This window comes from Nocardioides sp. NPDC057577, from assembly GCF_042801335.1.
GTDB lineage: Bacteria > Actinomycetota > Actinomycetes > Propionibacteriales > Nocardioidaceae > Nocardioides.
The window spans coordinates 1-17,300 of sequence record NZ_JBHVGB010000133.1 but is presented as its reverse complement, the minus strand read 5'-3'; the positions used below and the strand labels follow the sequence as shown (position 1 = coordinate 17,300).

The following is a 17,300-nucleotide window of genomic DNA, read 5'->3' as shown; positions in this document are numbered from 1 at the left end:
GGCTCAGATCTCGAACTGAGCAGCCTCGAGGCGCTTCTTGACGTCCTGGAGGAAGCGGCCGGCGTCGGCGCCGTCGACCAGGCGGTGGTCGTAGGTGAGCGCGACGTTGACCATGTAGCGCACCGCGATGGTCTCGCCGAGGTCCGGGTCGTCGATGACGACCGGGCGCTTCACGACGGCACCCGGGCCGAGGATGGCGACCTGCGGCTGGTTGATGATCGGGGTGTCGAAGAGCGCGCCGAACGAACCCAGGTTGGTGATCGTGAAGGTGCCGCCGGAGAGTTCGTCCGGGGTGATCTTGTTGTTGCGCGTGCGGTCGGCCACGTCCGCGATCTTCTTCGCGATACCCGCGATCGACAGGTCGCCCGCGTCCTTGACCACCGGGGTCAGCAGACCCTTCGGGGTGTCGACGGCGAAGGCGATGTTCTCGCGGTCGTAGTAGGTGACCGTGCCGGCCTCGATGTCGATCCCGGCGTTGAGCTTCGGGTGCACCTTGAGCGCGTCGATCGCGGCCTTGGCGAAGAACGGCAGGTAGGTCAGCTTCACGCCCTCGCGCTGCAGGAACCCGGCCTTGTTGGCCTCACGGAGGCGGGCGATGTTCGTGACATCGACCTCCATGACCTGGGTCAGTTGCGCCGCGGTGTGCAGCGACTCGGTCATCCGCTCGGCGATCACCTTGCGCAGACGCGAGATCTTCTCGGTGGTGCCACGCAGCGGCGACGGGGCCGCGGGGGCGGCGGAAGCGGCCGGAGCGGCCGAGGCCGCCGGAGCTGCGGCTGCCGGGGCGGCGGCCGGAGCCGACTTCGCGGCGGCCGCCTGGAGGATGTCCTCCTTGCGGATGCGGCCACCGACGCCCGAACCCTCGACGGTGTCGAGGTCGACGTTGTGCTGGGCCGCGAGCTTGCGTACGAGCGGGGTCACGTAGCCACCGGGCTGGATGGCCGGGGAGCCGTCGGTGGACGGCGCGGCGTGAGCCGGGGCAGCAGGAGCCGGAGCAGCGGGTGCAGCCGGAGCGGGAGCGGGAGCGGCAGGCGCCGGAGCGGGAGCGGCGGCGGCCGGAGCGGGCTCGGGAGTCGGCTCGGGAGTCGGCTCGGGAGTCGGCTCCGGGGCCGGGGCGGCGGGCGCGGGCTCGGCAGCCGGGGCGGCACCGGCGTCACCGACGAGCGCGAGCACGGCGCCGACCTCGACGGTCTCGTCCTCGGCGACCTTGATCTCGAGCAGGGTGCCGGCGACCGGCGAGGGGATCTCGGTGTCGACCTTGTCGGTGGAGACCTCGAGCAGAGCATCGTCGACGGCGACCGTGTCGCCGACCTGCTTGAGCCAGCGGGTGACGGTGCCCTCGGTGACCGACTCGCCCAGCGCGGGGAGAGCAACCTCGGTGGCGTTGCCGCCGGCGGCGGGCGCCGGAGCGGCCGCAGGGGCAGGCGCGGCGGGAGCCTCGGGCTCGGCAGGCGCGGCCGGGGCCTCAGGCTCGGCGGCGGGAGCGGCAGCCTCGGCGGGCTCGGCGGCAGGCGCGGCGGGCTCCGCCGGAGCGGCGTCGGCGCCGGCCTCGTCGGCAGCGCCGATGACGGCGAGCAGGCCACCGACCTCGACGGTGTCGTCCTCGGCAGCCTTGATCTCGAGCACGGTGCCCGCGACCGGCGAGGGGATCTCGGTGTCGACCTTGTCGGTGGAGACCTCCAGCAGGGCCTCGTCGACCGCAACCGTGTCGCCGACCTGCTTGAGCCAGCGGGTGACGGTGCCCTCGGTGACGGACTCGCCGAGTGCCGGGAGAGTTACTTCGGTGGCCATGAGTTCCTTCGTTCTACGTCTGTTCGTTGCTCTACTTGTATGTCCGGACACGCGCGCCACCACGACCGAGCCCGATGGCCCGGCGAGGAGAAAGGCGCGTCGGTCTGGGCCGACACCTGCCCGACGCACTCATGATGCCGCCAGAAGGGCGGCCAAGGGCGTCGATCACGGAGCCCATCTTGTCACTACCCCCGCAGCGCTGTGTCAACCGGACCACTACTGATCGGTAGCCATCTCGCGTACGTAGTCCACCAGTGTTGCCACCGCCACACCCGTGCCTCCGGGAGTGAGATGGCCGGAGGCGCCTCCGCTGTTGAAGGACGGTCCGGCGATGTCGAGATGGGCCCAGGGGAGACCGCCGGTGAACTCGCGCAGGAAGGCGGCGGCGTACAGCCCACCGCCCCAGCGGATCCAGTCGTGCTGGTTGAGGTCGGCCACCTTGGAGGAACGGATTCGCTCGTCCATCCATTCCGGGATGGGCATCGGCCACATCTGCTCGCCGGCGACGTCGGCGGCGGCGAGGACGCGGTCGACGACGTCCTCGGAGCCGAGTACGCCGCTGACCCTGTCACCCAGCGCCATCACCATGTGACCGGTGAGCGTGGCGACGTCGATGATCAGGTCCGGCGACACCTCGGTGGCTCGCACCAGGGCGTCGGCGAGGACCATCCGTCCCTCCGCGTCCATGTTGGAGACCTCGACGGTCGTGCCGCCGTAGTGGGTGACCACGTCGCCGGGCCGGTAGGACGAGCCGGAGACCATGTTCTCCGCCATCGGTACGAACGCGGAGACCTTCACCGGCAGCCCGAGGCGGGCGATCGCGAACGTCGCCTGGGCCACCGCGGCTGCACCGGCCATGTCCGACTTCATCGTGGACATCGAGCTGCCCGGCTTGATCGTGAGGCCGCCGGAGTCGAAGGTGATGCCCTTGCCGACCAGCGCGATGTGGCCGCGCGCGTCGTCGGGGGAGTAGGTGAGCTCGACCAGACGCGGCGCAGCCGCCGAGCCCATGCCCACCGCGAGGATGCCGCCGCAGCCGAGCTCGGCGAGCTGCTCCTCGTCGTAGACGGTCGCCTCGACGCCGTCGACCAGTCCGGCCACGTGCGTGATGGCGTCCGCGAACGCCGGGGGAGTCAGGTCGGCGGGCGGGACGTTGACCCACTCGCGGGTGCCGGCGACCGCCTGGGCGAGAATCTGCGCCTCCTCGAAGGCGGTGACCGCGTCCGTACGCCGCGCGATCGCGCTCAGGATCGCGACGTCGTTCGGCCCGTTGCTCTCTCCGCCCGACTTGGCCGTGCTCGACTTGTAGGCGGTGTAGGTGTAGCCGCCGAGGACGTAGCCCTCGGCGACGGCCCGCACCAGGTCGGGGGTGTCGGCCGGCAGGGCCACGGCGACGGAGGTCGCGTTGGGCACTGCGCGGGCGGCGGCGCCGGCGGCGCGGCGTACGGCATCGGAGGTGTAGGTGCCGTCCGCACCTGGCTTGCCGAGCCCGACCAGCACCAGGAGCTGTGCGCCGATCTCGTTGCCCGCGGGCAGGCGGGTGACCTCGCCGGCCTTGCCGCTGACGCCGAGCGTGGCGAGCATGCCCCGCCACCGGCGCCCGTAGGCGGCCTTGACGTCCTCTGCGCCGGCGGGCACCTCGACATCCTTCGCGCCCTGCCCGATGCCGACGACGACCGCCTCGGCACGGGTCTTGGCGGGGGAGGCGGTACGCAGCGTGTAGGTGATGTCAGGCAGGGTCACGTCGTGCAGTCTAGGTGTGGCGCGCCCGGAGGGGACGCGGACCGGGGAGTGTCGGCCTGGTGCGATAAGTTCGCGGTATGGCTGAAGAGACCTCCACGGGGGGCGGGTCGGAGCTGCTCCAGTCCCCTCTGCACGAAAACCACGTCGGGCTCGGCGCGAAGTTCGGTGAGTTCGGCGGCTGGTCGATGCCGCTGGAGTACTCCGGGGTCGTCAAGGAGCACACGGCGGTCCGTGAGGCAGTCGGCGTCTTCGATGTCAGCCACCTGGGCAAGGTCATGATCAGCGGGCCGGGTGCGGCCGACTTCGTCAACGCGTCCTTCACCAACGACCTCAACCGGATCAAGCCCGGCAAGGCGCAATACACGCTCTGCTGCGACGAGGAGTCCGGCGGCATCGTCGACGACCTGATCGCCTACTACCGCGACGACGAGCACGTCCTGATCGTTCCCAACGCCGCCAACACCCCCGAGGTCGTGCGCCGGCTCCAGGAGGCCGCACCCGAGGAGATCCACCTCGCCGACCACCACCGCGACTACGCGGTGCTCGCCGTCCAGGGGCCGAAGTCGGACGAGCTGCTCGAGGCGGTCGGGCTGCCGGCCGGTCACGAATACATGTCCTTCGTGGAGGCGGCCGCTCCTGACGTACTCGGTGACGAGATCGGCGTCGTCGTGTGCCGCTCCGGCTACTCCGGTGAGCGCGGCTACGAGCTGATCGTCGCCAACGAGGCCGCCGGCGCGCTCTGGGACGCGCTGCTGTCCCGGGGCGAGGAGCTGGGCGCGGTCCCGTGCGGCCTCGGCGCCCGCGACACGCTGCGTACGGAGATGGGCTACCCGCTCCACGGCCAGGACATCGCCCTCGACGTCACCCCCAACGAGGCCGGCCTCGGCTGGGCCGTCGGCTGGAAGAAGGACGCCTTCTGGGGCCGGGACAAGCTGGTCGCCGAGAAGGAGGCCGGCCCGAAGCGCGCGCTGCGCGGCATCGTCGCCGTCGGCCGCGGCATCCCACGCCCACACATGACCGCCTCCCTGACCGCCGACGTGCCGGTCGGCGAGGTCACCTCAGGCACCTTCTCGCCCACCCTGAAGAAGGGCGTGGGCCTGGTGCTCGTCTCGACGACGGTCAACCCCGAGGCCGAGATCGGGATCGACGTACGCGGCCGCCGCGAGATCTTCCAGCTCACCAAGCCGCCGTTCGTCCCTTCGCACGTGCGGGAGGGCTGATGAGCATCCCTGATGTCCCTTCGGTGTTCAAGCAGCCGTCGGCGGCCGACCGGCCGTGGTGGTGGCAGCTCGTCGACGCCTCGGGTGCCGAGGTGTCGGTTGACGGCGAGCTCGCCGGCCAGCGCTTCGCCAACCAGAGCGACGCCGAGTCGTGGGTCGGCGAGGTCTGGCAGGACCTGCTGGACGCGGGCGTGGCCGCGGTGGTGCTCTTCGAGCACGACCGGCAGGTCTACGGCCCGATGAAGCTCACCGCCTGACCCACTTCAACTACCTCGCCCCTCAAGGGTCGAGATGGTGGTCGCTTCGCTGGACGTGACCACCATCTTGACCCTTGAGGGGCGTTGTCGTGGATGCGGACCAGACGCGGTGGGTCTGTGGATAACTTCTGCAGGTATCGCCGGATTGTCTGATGCTGATCGGTGTGAATGCATCAGCTGGTTCCGAGTCGGTCTCTGACGTCGACATCGAGTCCGACGAGGAGCCGTTCGACCTGTCTCGTCCGTTCACCCGAAAGCAGGCGTTGGCGGCGGGAATCACTCCGAACCGGCTCCGCGGACCGGGCTTCGTACGCCTGCACACCGGTGTCTTCGTAGCGGCGGATGTCGAGCTGACCCCGCTGATTCGCGCCGAAGCGGCGCTGACGACCTACGCCGACACGGCCTTCGCCAGCCACGCGACCGCGGCTCGGATCTCGGGGCTCCCGCTGCCCGCTCTACCGGGTGAGCACGTCACCGTGATGGCCCAGAAGGACCGTCACCGGATCGGCGGTGTCGTCTGTCACTGCGCTCTGAAAGCGGAGGTCAGGACAGTGGCCGGTGTGCGGGTCTCGTTGATCGAGCAGAACTTCGTCGAGCTCGCCACGCTGCTCACGCTGGTCGACCTCGTCGTGGTCGGTGATCATCTGGTGCGGAAGAATCCCAACGGGCTCGGCCGCCTCCAGCGGCACTGTGCCCAGGCAACGGGCCCAGGTGCGGCGGCCGCTCGTCAGGCGCTGGCCTACGTGCGTACCGGCGTCGACTCTCCGATGGAGACCCGCCTGCGCATGCTGATCGTCCTCGCGGGTCTCCCCGAGCCACTGGTCAATAAGCTGGTCGGGGAGGAGAGCGAGCTCGACTTCCGCAAGTACGACCTGTGCTGGCCATCGATCAAGCTGATCGTCGAGTACGACGGCCGGCAGCACGTCGAGCGCCAGGAGCAGTGGGAGTCCGACATCGACCGCCGGGAGAAGATCGACGACGACGGTTGGCGCATCCTCGTCTTCATCGCCAAGGACATCTACTCCACCCCGGGCAACACCCTGGACCGAATCCACCGGCAGCTGGTGGCAAGGCGGCTGCCCGGCGTACCGACGCACCTGTCCCCTCAGTGGCAGCTCCACTTCCCGGGTCGCCCCTGACTCCTCCCAGCCGAGTAGCCTCGGGCCGTGAGCAGCTACGAGTTCCGCCAGGTCGACGTCTTCACCGCCGAGCCGCTGCTGGGCAACCCGGTCGCGGTCGTCCACGGGGCCGACGGCCTCACCGACGAGCAGATGGCCGCCTTCGCGCGGTGGACGAACCTGTCCGAGACCACGTTCCTGCTGGCGCCGACGGATCCGGCGGCCGACTACCGGCTGCGGATCTTCACGGTCAGCGGTGAGCTGCCGTTCGCTGGCCACCCGACGCTCGGCTCGGCGCACGCCTGGCTGGAGGCGGGCGGAGAGCCGAAGGGCGCGAGCCTGGTGCAGGAGTGTGGTGTCGGGCTCGTCGAGCTGCGCCGTGATGAGCGGATCGCCTTCGCGGCACCCGAGCTGATCCGCGGCGGCGAGGTCGATGAGGACACCCTCCACGCCATCGCGAGGGGACTGCGGATCGCCCGGGACGACATCCAGGACGCGCGGTGGTGCGACAACGGCCCGGGTTGGGTCGGGGTGATGCTCGCCGACGCGGAGGCCGTCCTGGCCGTTACCCCCGACCACGCTGCGCTGGGAGATCACAAGGTCGGCCTGGTCGGCCGCTACCCCGAGGGCAGCGAGTGCGCTGTCGAGGTCCGGGCGTTCTTCCCGGCCGACGGTGTCGCCTTCGAAGACCCGGTCACCGGGTCGCTCAACGCCGCGCTGGGACAGTGGCTGGCGGGGTCGCGGCTCCCGGAGGCGTACCTCGCCTCGCAGGGGACCGTCATGAGACGGCGCGGCCGCGTGCACATCGAGAGGGCCGGCGGCCAGGTGTGGGTGGGCGGAGACACACTGACCACCATCCACGGCACGGTCGAGCTCTGACCTAGGCTGGGGCCGTGCAGTCCTACCTCGATCTGTTGACCCGCATCCTCGACGAGGGTGTGGAGAAGTCCGACCGCACCGGGACGGGCACGATCAGCGTCTTCGGTCACCAGACCCGCTATGACCTCAGCGAGGGTTTCCCGCTGCTGACCACGAAGAAGGTCCACACCCGATCGGTCTTCGGGGAGCTGCTGTGGTTCCTGCGCGGCGACACCAACGTGCGCTGGCTCCAGGAGCGCGGCATCACGATCTGGGACGAGTGGGCCGACGAGAACGGCGACCTGGGGCCGGTCTACGGCTACCAGTGGCGCTCCTGGCCCACACCCGACGGCCGTCATGTCGACCAGATCGCCCGGATCATCGACCAGATCAAGCAGGACCCCGACAGCCGCCGCCACGTCATCAGCGCCTGGAACCCGGCCGACATCGACGACATGGCGCTGCCGCCGTGCCACACGCTGTGCCAGTTCTACGTCGCCGACGGCAAGCTGAGCCTGCAGCTCTACCAGCGCTCCGCCGACGTGTTCCTGGGGGTGCCGTTCAACATCGCCTCCTACGCCCTGCTCACCCACATGGTCGCCCACGTGACCGGCCTCGAGCCGGGTGAGTTCGTGCACACCCTCGGCGACGCCCACCTCTACAGCAACCATCTCGAGCAGGCCCGCCTCCAGCTCACCCGCGAGCCCCGTCCGCTGCCGACGCTCCGTCTCAACCCGGAGGTCAAGGACATCGACGCCTTCGAGCTCGACGACATCACGGTGGAGGGCTACGACCCGCACCCCGTCATCAAGGCTCCCATTGCCGTCTGAACGCATCGTCATGGTCGCCGCGGTGGCCGACAACGGGGTCATCGGCAACGGCCCCGACATCCCCTGGAAGATCCCGGGGGAGCAGGCCGAGTTCAAGGCGATCACGATGGGCCACACGCTCGTCATGGGCCGCACCACCTTCGAGTCGATCGGCCGCCCCCTCCCTGGCCGCACGACCGTCGTGCTGACCAAGGACAAGGACTGGGCCTACGACGGTGTCCTGGTCGCCCACGACATCGACACCGCCCTCGCGCTGGCCGCCGCCGAGCAGGGCGACACGATCGTCGCCGGGGGAGCGCAGGTCTACGAGGCCGCCCTCCCGTACGCCACCGAGCAGGTGATCACCCGCGTCCACCTCGAACCGGTCGGTGACGTCCTCTACCCGCCGTTCGACCAGGCGGAGTGGGTCGAGACGAAGCGAGAGCCGCACGAGGCGTACGACCGGGTGTTCCTCGCCCGTGCTCCGGCCCTGCCTCGCTCCCGAACGCGCGAGTAGGTCTGCGCCCCTCTAAGGTAAACGGCATGGAGCTGCGCATCTTCACCGAGCCCCAGCAGGGGGCGTCCTACGCCGACATCGTCGCTGTCGCCCAGAAGGCCGAGGAGCTGGGGTTCGGGGCGTTCTTCCGCTCCGACCACTACCTGAAGATGGGTTCGGTCGACGGGCTGCCCGGACCCAGCGACGCGTGGACGACGCTCGCCGGCCTGGCCCGCGACACGAGCACGATCCGACTCGGCACGCTGGTCACCTCGGCGACCTTCCGCCTCCCGGGTGTGCTGGCGATCCAGGCCGCCAACGTGGACGACATGTCCGAGGGCCGGGTCGAGCTCGGCCTGGGGGCGGGCTGGTTCGAGCAGGAGCACGAGGCGTACGGGATCCCGTTCCCGGCTCTGGGGGAGCGGTTCGACCGGCTGGAGGAGCAGCTCGAGATCATCACCGGGCTGTGGGCGACCGAGCCGGGGGAGACCTTCGACTTCAACGGGAAGCACTACACGATCAAGGAGAGCCCGGGCCTGCCGAAGCCCGTCCAGACCCGCGGCCACGCCGGCTCGATCCCGGTGATCGTCGGCGGCGGTGGCAAGAAGCGTACGCCGACGCTGGCCGCCACGTTCGCCGACGAGTTCAACGCCGCGTTCGTCTCCGTCGAGGAGTCCCAGGCGCTGTTCGAGAACGTCGGGCGCTTCGTCGAGGCGGCCGGCCGGGACGACTCGATGGTCCACTCCGCCGCTCAGGTGCTCTGCGTCGGCCGCGACGAGGACGAGATCGCCGCCCGTGCGCGGGCGATCGGACGCGAGCCCGCCGAGCTTCGTGAGAACGGCCTGGCCGGGACCCCGGACGAGGTGGTCGCCAAGATCAAGCGGTTCGAGGACGTCGGCGCGACCCGGATCTACCTCCAGGTGCTGGACCTGAGCGATCTGGACCATCTCGCACTCGTAGCCGACGAGGTCATGCCGCGCGTCTGACGATAGTCTGTACGCCATGACTGATGCTCCCTTCGGCACCGTGCTCTCCGCACTCGTCACGATGTTCAACGACGATGGCTCGGTCGACTTGGAGCAGACTCAGAAAGTCGCCAAGCACCTGGTCGACCACGGCCACGACGGCATCGTCGTCTCCGGCACCACCGGCGAGTCGCCGACCACCACCCCCGCCGAGGACGGCGAGATCCTGGCCGCGGTCAAGGACGCCGTCGGCGACCGCGCCAAGATCGTGGCCGGCATCGGCACCAACGACACCCGCACGACCGTCGAGCTCGCCAAGCAGGCGGCGTCGATCGGCGCCGACGGCCTGCTGCTGGTGACGCCCTACTACAACAAGCCGGGCGAGCGCGGCATCCGCGAGCACTTCCGCACGGTCGTCGGAGCCACCGACACCCCGGTCATCCTCTACGACGTCCCCGGCCGCACCGGCTCCCCGATCACCCTCGACACCTACCGCGAGGCGATCACCTGGGACACCGTCGTCGCGGTCAAGGAGGCCGCCGGCGACTTCCCGCGCGGCACCAGGCTGCTCGACCTCGGCTACTCGATCTACTCCGGTGACGACGCGCTCACCCTCGCCTGGCTGGCGCACGGCGCCGTCGGCGTGATCAGCGTCGCCGCCCACGTGCTCGGCGACCAGACGCGGACGATGATCGACGCCTTCGCGGCGAGCGACATCGAGACCGCCCGCAAGACTTATGCGCGGATGCTCCCCGCGATCGACGCCATCATGGGCGTCCCGAACTACGGAGCCACCACCGCCAAGGCCGCTCTCGAGCTGACCGGCGTGATCGACAACCGCAACGTACGAGGGCCCCTGGTGGCGCTCGAGGCGGACGAGGTCGAGGCGCTGCGAGCCGGGCTGGAGGCCTCTGGCCTTCTCTAGAAGGAACGCCTTTGTCTCACCCACACCCGGAGCTGACCGAACCCGGCAAGCTCCCCAAGGGCGGCCTGCGGGTCACCCCTCTCGGCGGCCTCGGCGAGGTCGGCCGCAACATGACCGTCTTCGAGTACGACGGCCGGTTGCTGATCGTCGACTGCGGCGTGCTCTTCCCCGAGGAGCAGCAGCCCGGCGTCGACCTGATCCTGCCCGACTTCGGCCCGATCCGTGACCGGCTCGGCGACATCGAGGCGCTGGTCCTCACCCACGGTCACGAGGACCACATCGGGGCGACGCCCTACCTGCTCCGCGAGCGGCAGAACATCCCGCTGGTCGGCTCCGAGCTGACCCTGGCCCTGCTCGGCTCGAAGCTGCGCGAGCACCGCCTGCGCGAGACGGTCCAGCACAAGGTACGCGAGGGCGACACGATCTCCTTCGGGCCCTTCGAGCTCGAGTTCGTCGCCGTCAACCACTCCATCCCGGACGCGCTCGCGGTCGCGATCCGCACCGGCGCCGGGCTCGTGCTGCACACCGGCGACTTCAAGATGGACCAGCTGCCGCTGGACGGCCGGATCACCGACCTGCGCGCGTTCGCCCGGCTCGGCGAGGAGGGTGTGGACCTGTTCCTCACCGACTCCACCAACGCCGAGGTCCCCGGCTTCACGACCGCGGAGAAGAAGATCGCGCCCGCGATCGAGCAGGTCTTCCGCGAGTCCGACCAGCGCATCATCGTGGCCTGCTTCGCCTCCCACGTGCACCGCGTCCAGCAGGTGCTCGACAGTGCGGTCGCTCACGGCCGCAAGGTGGCGTACGTCGGTCGCTCGATGGTCCGCAACATGCAGATCGCCTCCGACCTCGGATACCTGCACGTGCCCGAGGACGTGATCGTCGACGCCAAGGAGCTCGCCGAGCTGCCGCCGGAGCGCGTCGTCATGGTCTCGACCGGCTCGCAGGGCGAGCCGATGTCGGCGTTGTCGCGGATCGCCAACGGCACCCACAACTTCGTCCACATCGAGCCGGGCGACACCGTCCTGCTCGCGAGCAGCCTGATCCCGGGCAACGAGAACTCGGTCTACCGGGTGATCAACGGCCTCGCCCGCCTCGGCGCCAACGTGGTCCACAAGGGCAACGCCCTCGTGCACGTCTCCGGTCACGCCAGCGCCGGTGAGCTGCTCTACTGCTACAACATCGTCCGCCCGCGCAACGTGATGCCCGTCCACGGCGAGGTGCGCCATCTGCTCGCCAACGGCGACCTGGCCCGCCAGACCGGCGTGGAGAGCGTCGTCTACGCCGAGGACGGCGTGGTCGTCGACCTCATCGACGGCAAGGCCGAGATCGCGGGCAAGGTCGAGTGCGGCTACGTCTTCGTCGACGGCACCACCGTCGGCGACGTCACCGAGTCCGAGCTCAAGGACCGCCGCATCCTGTCCGAGGAGGGCTTCGTCTCGATCATCGTCGTCGTCGACTCGGTCAAGGGCACGGTCGCCAGCGGCCCCGAGATCCACGCCCGCGGCCACGTGTGGCCGGACAACGCCTTCGAGCCGATCAAGCAGCCGATCGTCAAGGCGGTCAACCGTGCGATCTCCGAGGGTGCGACCGACACCTACCAGCTGCAGCAGGCCATCCGGCGTACCTTCGGGCGCTGGGTCTCCAGCACCCACCGTCGCCGCCCGATGATCGTCCCTGTCGTGATCGAAGCCTAGGCGAGCGCGAGCAGCACGCCAGCCGTGATCAGCGCCTGGCCGACGTGATAGGTCACCATGATCTGCACGTTGGTCAGGCGCGGCGGCGCGTTGCCGTGCTCGGCGAGGTTGAGCCCGATCAGGGTGTCGCTGACGACGAAGATCGTCGCACCCGCGGCGATCCACACGCTCCCGGTCAGCCAGCCGAGCACGAGCATGGTGGCGATGACCAGGGAGTACGCGGCCAGGGCCGCCGCCATCGGGGGACCGCCCATCTCCCGGGCGCCGCGGAGCACCCGGCCCATCGGTATCGCCAGCACGACCGCGACCGCGATCCCGGCCCAGGACCACGCGGGGGTCTCGAGGCCGAGGGCGAGGAAGGTCACGGCGTACGCCAGGTGGCCGACGAAGAACAGCCCCACGCCGCCGAGGAATCGCCGCGCTGAGGACCCGATCATCGAGATGTCGCCGAGCATCCCGAAGAAGAGGGCGAAGACCAGCCACCATGCTGCCGGCTCACCGTCGCTGACCAGTCCCACCAGCACCATCAGCCCCACCATCACCAGAGGTTTGGTGACGTAGTGGATCCGACGCCACCCGAACCACACGCAGGTCCAGTCAGTCACGGCGTCGGCGGCGGTGAGAACGGCAGCGAGGACTGCGAGGCTCTGCATGGCGGCAAACTACACCGATGCAACACACCCCCATGGGGTCCCGGAGCCAGGCCGCTCGGTCAAATACCCTGCTTGTATGGCGACCCGTACGTCTTCCCCGCCGGGTTCGCGGAGCTCGACCACCACCAAGAGCACCCGTCCCCGGAGTACGACCACGACAAAGCGAGCAACGGCCACGAGCCGGGCCCGCTCAAAGGCAGCGCCGAACAAAGGCCAGAACAAGCGCCGTCCCGCCGCAAAGTCGGCCAACCGGAAGACGACGAACCGTACGCCACCTCGTGCCGTACGCAACGGGCCCAGCCCGATCGCGGTCCTCTTCGACGCCATCATCTCCACCATCGCGAGCCTGTGGCTGGCGATCGCCGGGGGAGTGGCGGCCATCTTCCGGGTGGGCGGTCAGGCCGCCAGTGACCTCGAGCCGGAGCACCGGCGCGACGGTGCCGGCCTGTTCTTGATCGGCCTCTCCGTCCTCGTCGCCGCCGGCGTCTGGTTCCAGCTCGGCGGGCAGTTCTTCGACGTCGTACGCATCGCCGTGGCGGGCGTCGTCGGCAAGGTCGGCTGGCTGGTGCCGGTCGGGCTCGTCGTCGGCGGAGTCCGGCTGATGCGCGACCCGGTCAATGCCGCGCCGGTCGGCAGGCTCGCGATCGGCTGGTCCGCGTTCCTGATGGCCACGCTCGGCATCATCCAGATCGCCAACGGCAACCCGCAGCCCACCTCGGGCGACAGCACCGAGCTCCAGTGGGCCGGCGGCGCGATCGGCTACGTCGTGGCCAGCCTGCTGCTCGACGTCATGCGTTCGACGGCCGTGGTCGTCGTACTCCTCTCGCTTCTCGTCGTCTTCGGGGTCCTGGTGATCACCGGGACCCCGCTCTACCAGGTGCCGAGTCGCCTGGTGGAGATGCGCGACCGCGCGCTCGGCCTGACGCCGCCCGAGGAGATGAGCGAGAGCGGCACCAACATCCGGCGGGTGCGCCGGGGTGGCAGGCTCTTCGCCGACGACGACACCTTCGACCCCGAGGGCTTCGAGCCCTACGAGACGCCGCTCCTCGAGGAGGAGAAGCCGAAGAGGAAGCGCAAGAAGGACGGGCTCGACATCGCGCTCGCCCTCGACGAGGACTCCGACGCCGACACCCAGCCCGACGAGGCCGTGCCGAGCGACGCGGCGGGCCTCATGCCCGCCGTCGCGGACACTGCACCGAAGGCCGGCAAGCGGCGCGACCTCGAGCCGCCGCCGCACGCCGAGCTGCCCCAGCGCGTTGAGCAGCTGATGCTCGCCGGCGACGTCGCCTACACGCTGCCGGGCAGCGACCTGCTCAAGCCGGGATCGCCGCACAAGGCTCGTTCCAAGGCCTCCGACGACATCGTCAACCGGCTCCAGGCGGTGCTGGAGGAGTTCAACATCGACGCCGCGGTCACCGGCTACACCCGTGGCCCGACGGTCACGCGCTACATCGTCGAGCTCGGATCTGGTGTGAAGGTCGAGAAGATCACCGGCATCCAGAAGAACATCGCCTATGCGGTGGCCTCAGCGGACGTACGCATCCTCAGCCCGATCCCCGGCAAGTCCGCGGTCGGCGTGGAGATCCCCAACAGCGACAAGGAGATCGTCACCCTCGGCGACGTGCTCCGCTCCAACGCGGCGCGCGGCGACCACCACCCGATGATCACCGGTGTCGGCAAGGACGTCGAGGGCGGCTTCGTGGTCGCGAACCTCGCCAAGATGCCCCACCTGCTGGTCGCGGGTGCGACCGGTTCGGGTAAGTCGTCGTTCATCAACTCCATGATCACGAGCGTCTTGATGCGGGCCACCCCCGACGAGGTGCGGATGATCATGGTCGACCCCAAGCGGGTCGAGCTCAACGCCTACGAGGGCGTGCCCCACCTGATCACGCCGATCATCACCAACCCGAAGAAGGCCGCCGAGGCGCTGGCCTGGGTCGTACGCGAGATGGACATGCGCTACGACGACCTCGCCAACTTCGGCTTCCGTCACGTCGACGACTTCAACAAGGCCGTACGCGCCGGGAAGGTGGAGCTTCCGCCCGACTCCGAGCGGGTCCTGTCGCCTTACCCCTACCTGCTGGTCATCGTCGACGAGCTCGCCGACCTGATGATGGTCGCCCCGCGCGACGTCGAGGACGCGGTCGTACGCATCACCCAGCTCGCCCGTGCCGCCGGCATCCACCTGGTGCTGGCCACGCAGCGGCCCTCGGTCGACGTGGTCACCGGTCTGATCAAGGCCAACGTGCCCTCGCGGCTCGCCTTCGCGACCTCGTCGCTGGCCGACTCGCGCGTCATCCTCGACCAGCCGGGTGCGGAGAAGCTGGTCGGCCAGGGTGACGGTCTGTTCCTGCCGATGGGCTCCTCCAAGCCGATCCGTGTGCAGGGCTCGTGGGTCTCCGAGTCGGAGATCAACGCGGTCGTGAAGTCGGTCAAGGGACAGCTCGAGCCGTCCTACCGCGAGGACGTGACCGCCCCGGCCGAGTCCAAGCGGGTGCTGGACGACGACATCGGCGACGACATGGACCTGGTCATCCAGGCGATCGAGCTGATCGTCTCGACCCAGTTCGGGTCGACCTCGATGCTGCAGCGCAAGCTCCGCGTCGGGTTCGCCAAGGCCGGCCGCCTGATGGATATCCTCGAGTCGCGCGGGGTGGTCGGTCCCTCCGAGGGCTCCAAGGCACGCGACGTACTCGTCAAGCCGGACGAGATCGACGGCGTCATCGCAACGATCCAGGGGGAGATGTGAGCGAGAATTCACCGGCGGTCGAGACCGTCGACCCTGCCGAGGCTGTCGACCCTGTCGACCCTGTCGAGACCGTCGAGGCTGTCGAGACACACGACGTCGATGTCGTCGAGGTACGCCGCAACGGCCGCCTCGCGCTGGTGGTGGCGCTCGCGTCGCTGCTCGTCGGCATCGCCTTCGTGATGCGCGGCGGCATCGAGGGCTACCTGGTCGGTCTGATCCTGCTCGTCGTCGCGGCGGTGCAGGGCTGGACGGCCTGGGACTCCCGGATGCCGCTGCTGCTCGTCGACGAGCAGGGCGTACGCCTCCGCTTCGGCCAGACCTGGCAGGGCATCCCGTGGTCGAAGATCGAGTCCGTCGAGCACACCCCTCGCCCGGACGGGATCGAGCGGTTCTGGAAGGACGGTCGCATCGGCGTGCTGCTGCACGACGAGGACGAGGTGCTCGAGGAGCTCTCGCCGACCGCCCGGCGCCAGGCGATGCTGACCGAGCGCCTCTACGGCCTGCCGTTCTCGCTCCCGCTCGGCCTCTCCACCCGCGTCCTGGGCGCCGGTGACGACGTCACCGAGGCCATCGCGATCGTCGCCGCCGACGGCGTCGAGGTCGTCGAGATCGACCCCGGGCTCGACGCGGAGGACGCGGAGACCGACCCCGACGAGAGCAGCTCCGAGAGCATCTCCCAGAGCGCCGACGAGAACGCTGCCGACGACGGTGACACCGCGATCCGCCCGCCCCTCTCCGAGCAGGCCGGAGACACCAACCCCCGGATGCTCCGGGTCTTGGACGTGCCTGATATCAATGCCGCAGACGTGGCGGACGAGGCGGAGCAGGACCAGGTGGACCGGGACACTCAGCAGGACGAGAAGACGCCGGAGGCCGGCCCCGAGCCCGAGCCCGAGGTGAGCCCCGTGAGCGAGGCGAAGGCGGAGCCGGTCGCACCGCTGCGCGAGCCTTCGACGGCGGTCCGGGTGGACGTACGCTATGTGCCCGAGGAGCCGCAGGAGACCATCGCCGTCCACGGCGCCAACGCGCTCCAGCTGGATCTGGCGGAGGCCGCCTTCGCCGACGCGGACGTCGAGGAAGCCGATGTCGACGAGGAGACCAAGGTCTCCGCGATCGAGCCTGACGACGAGGACTCCGCGCCCGAGGGCGTGCGTCCGGTCGCGGTGCCCGACGAGGGCGTCAAGGCGCTCTCGATAGACGGCGTCGACGACCAGGTGACCGAGGTCGTGCCGGCCAAGGTCCCGGAGATCGGTGCTGAGATCGCCGCCGCCCGCCGCCGGCTCGCCCTGGACATGGACGGCCTGGCCGAGTGGACGCGGATCCGTCCGCACGTCATCGAGGCGATCGAGGTCGACGACTTCGGCCCCTGCGGCGGCGACTTCTATGCCCGCGGCCACCTGCGCACGCTGGCGCGTGTCCTCGGCATCGAGGTCGCGCCGCTGCTGCGCACCTATGACGAGAAGTACGCCTCCGGCCCGGTCAGCCCGCGCGCGGTCTTCGAGGCCGAGCTCGCCCACAGCGCGGCGATCCGCCCCGTCCGGCGGATGCGTGGCGGCCCGTCCTGGTCGGTCCTGGTGGCCGCGGTGATGGCGGTGATCCTGGTCTGGTCGGTCGCGCGCCTGGTCATCGACGGCACCCAGCACGAGCCCGAGGCCGGAGCGATCCAGCTCGACGGCTCCGCCGGCACCGACAGCCCCTACGGCAAGTCGTCGCCCGTTCCGGTGACCGTCTCCGCCGCCGGTGGCGGTGCCCACGTCGTCGTCCGCGACTCGCGCGGCAAGGTGGTCTTCAGCGGCGACCTCGCCTTCGGCGAGTCCAAGGTGCTCCAGGTCACCCCGCCCCTGCGCGTACAGACCTCCGACGGGTCCCTCAAGGTCGCGATCGGCGACGGCAAGGCCAGGGCCCTCGGCAAGACCGGCGAAGCCGCTCAGCGCACCTACACCGCCAACTAGCACCCCGCGCGTCAAGCGGCGCCGAGTCGGCTCGTCCTGACCACATCCGGCGCCGAGTCGGCTGGTC

The 17,300-nt window shown here is 69.9% G+C and carries 14 protein-coding genes; 11 read left to right on the top strand and 3 right to left on the bottom strand.

All coding sequences use genetic code 11. The annotated features are described in order from the left end of the window. Positions 1–3: 3 nt before the first annotated feature. Together sucB and ACFU7D_RS21725 are read right to left on the bottom strand one after the other, a co-directional pair. Positions 4–1,791: a 2-oxoglutarate dehydrogenase, E2 component, dihydrolipoamide succinyltransferase gene (gene sucB / locus ACFU7D_RS21730; RefSeq protein ID WP_378871054.1), complete on the bottom strand. Its 1,788-nt coding sequence runs from the start codon at positions 1,789–1,791 to the stop codon at positions 4–6. Positions 1,792–2,007: 216 nt separating this feature from the next. Continuing rightward, positions 2,008–3,534, bottom strand: a complete 1,527-nt coding sequence (locus tag ACFU7D_RS21725) for a leucyl aminopeptidase (protein ID WP_378871050.1) — start codon at positions 3,532–3,534, stop codon at positions 2,008–2,010. Between the two features lie 77 nt (positions 3,535–3,611). On the opposite strand from ACFU7D_RS21725, the gene gcvT reads away from it, so the two are divergent. The 9 genes from gcvT to ACFU7D_RS21680 all read left to right on the top strand — a co-directional run bounded on the left by gcvT (position 3,612) and on the right by ACFU7D_RS21680 (position 11,879). Then, the gene (gcvT, locus tag ACFU7D_RS21720; protein WP_378871047.1) at positions 3,612–4,754 is read left to right on the top strand and encodes a glycine cleavage system aminomethyltransferase GcvT; all 1,143 of its coding nucleotides are present in this window, start codon (positions 3,612–3,614) and stop codon (positions 4,752–4,754) included. Beyond that, positions 4,754–5,011, top strand: a complete 258-nt coding sequence (locus ACFU7D_RS21715; protein WP_378871045.1) for a hypothetical protein — start codon at positions 4,754–4,756, stop codon at positions 5,009–5,011. Before gcvT ends, ACFU7D_RS21715 begins: the two co-directional genes overlap by 1 nt. A gap of 164 nt (positions 5,012–5,175) precedes the next feature. Beyond that, positions 5,176–6,150 (top strand): DUF559 domain-containing protein, encoded by a 975-nt coding sequence (locus ACFU7D_RS21710; protein ID WP_378871042.1) that lies wholly within the window; start codon positions 5,176–5,178, stop codon positions 6,148–6,150. Between the two features lie 27 nt (positions 6,151–6,177). Further along, positions 6,178–7,008 (top strand): PhzF family phenazine biosynthesis protein, encoded by an 831-nt coding sequence (locus tag ACFU7D_RS21705; protein WP_378871039.1) that lies wholly within the window; start codon positions 6,178–6,180, stop codon positions 7,006–7,008. 14 nt (positions 7,009–7,022) lie between these two features. Then, a complete protein-coding gene (locus tag ACFU7D_RS21700; protein WP_378871036.1) occupies positions 7,023–7,817 on the top strand; it encodes a thymidylate synthase in 795 nt (264 codons plus the stop codon). Then, a complete protein-coding gene (locus ACFU7D_RS21695) occupies positions 7,807–8,313 on the top strand; it encodes a dihydrofolate reductase (protein ID WP_378871033.1) in 507 nt (168 codons plus the stop codon). The genes ACFU7D_RS21700 and ACFU7D_RS21695 overlap by 11 nt, the downstream gene beginning before the upstream one ends. 26 nt (positions 8,314–8,339) lie before the next feature. After that, positions 8,340–9,278, top strand: coding sequence for an LLM class F420-dependent oxidoreductase (locus ACFU7D_RS21690; RefSeq protein WP_378871030.1), 939 nt, complete (start codon positions 8,340–8,342; stop codon positions 9,276–9,278). A 16-nt stretch (positions 9,279–9,294) separates the two neighbouring features. Then, on the top strand, positions 9,295–10,182 hold the full coding sequence (gene dapA, locus ACFU7D_RS21685; RefSeq protein ID WP_091040857.1) for a 4-hydroxy-tetrahydrodipicolinate synthase: 888 nt from the start codon (positions 9,295–9,297) through the stop codon (positions 10,180–10,182). 11 nt (positions 10,183–10,193) lie between these two features. Continuing rightward, positions 10,194–11,879, top strand: coding sequence for a ribonuclease J (locus ACFU7D_RS21680; protein ID WP_378871027.1), 1,686 nt, complete (start codon positions 10,194–10,196; stop codon positions 11,877–11,879). Here the strand turns inward: ACFU7D_RS21680 and ACFU7D_RS21675 are convergent. Continuing rightward, positions 11,876–12,532, bottom strand: a complete 657-nt coding sequence (locus ACFU7D_RS21675) for a lysoplasmalogenase (protein ID WP_378871025.1) — start codon at positions 12,530–12,532, stop codon at positions 11,876–11,878. The two genes, ACFU7D_RS21680 and ACFU7D_RS21675, sit on opposite strands and share 4 nt — an antisense overlap. Positions 12,533–12,608: 76 nt before the next feature. Between ACFU7D_RS21675 and ACFU7D_RS21670 the strand changes: the two genes are divergently transcribed. Beyond that, positions 12,609–15,281: a DNA translocase FtsK gene (locus ACFU7D_RS21670; protein ID WP_378871022.1), complete on the top strand. Its 2,673-nt coding sequence runs from the start codon at positions 12,609–12,611 to the stop codon at positions 15,279–15,281. Then, positions 15,278–17,233 (top strand): helix-turn-helix domain-containing protein, encoded by a 1,956-nt coding sequence (locus tag ACFU7D_RS21665; RefSeq protein ID WP_378871019.1) that lies wholly within the window; start codon positions 15,278–15,280, stop codon positions 17,231–17,233. The genes ACFU7D_RS21670 and ACFU7D_RS21665 overlap by 4 nt, the downstream gene beginning before the upstream one ends. Positions 17,234–17,300 lie beyond the last annotated feature (67 nt).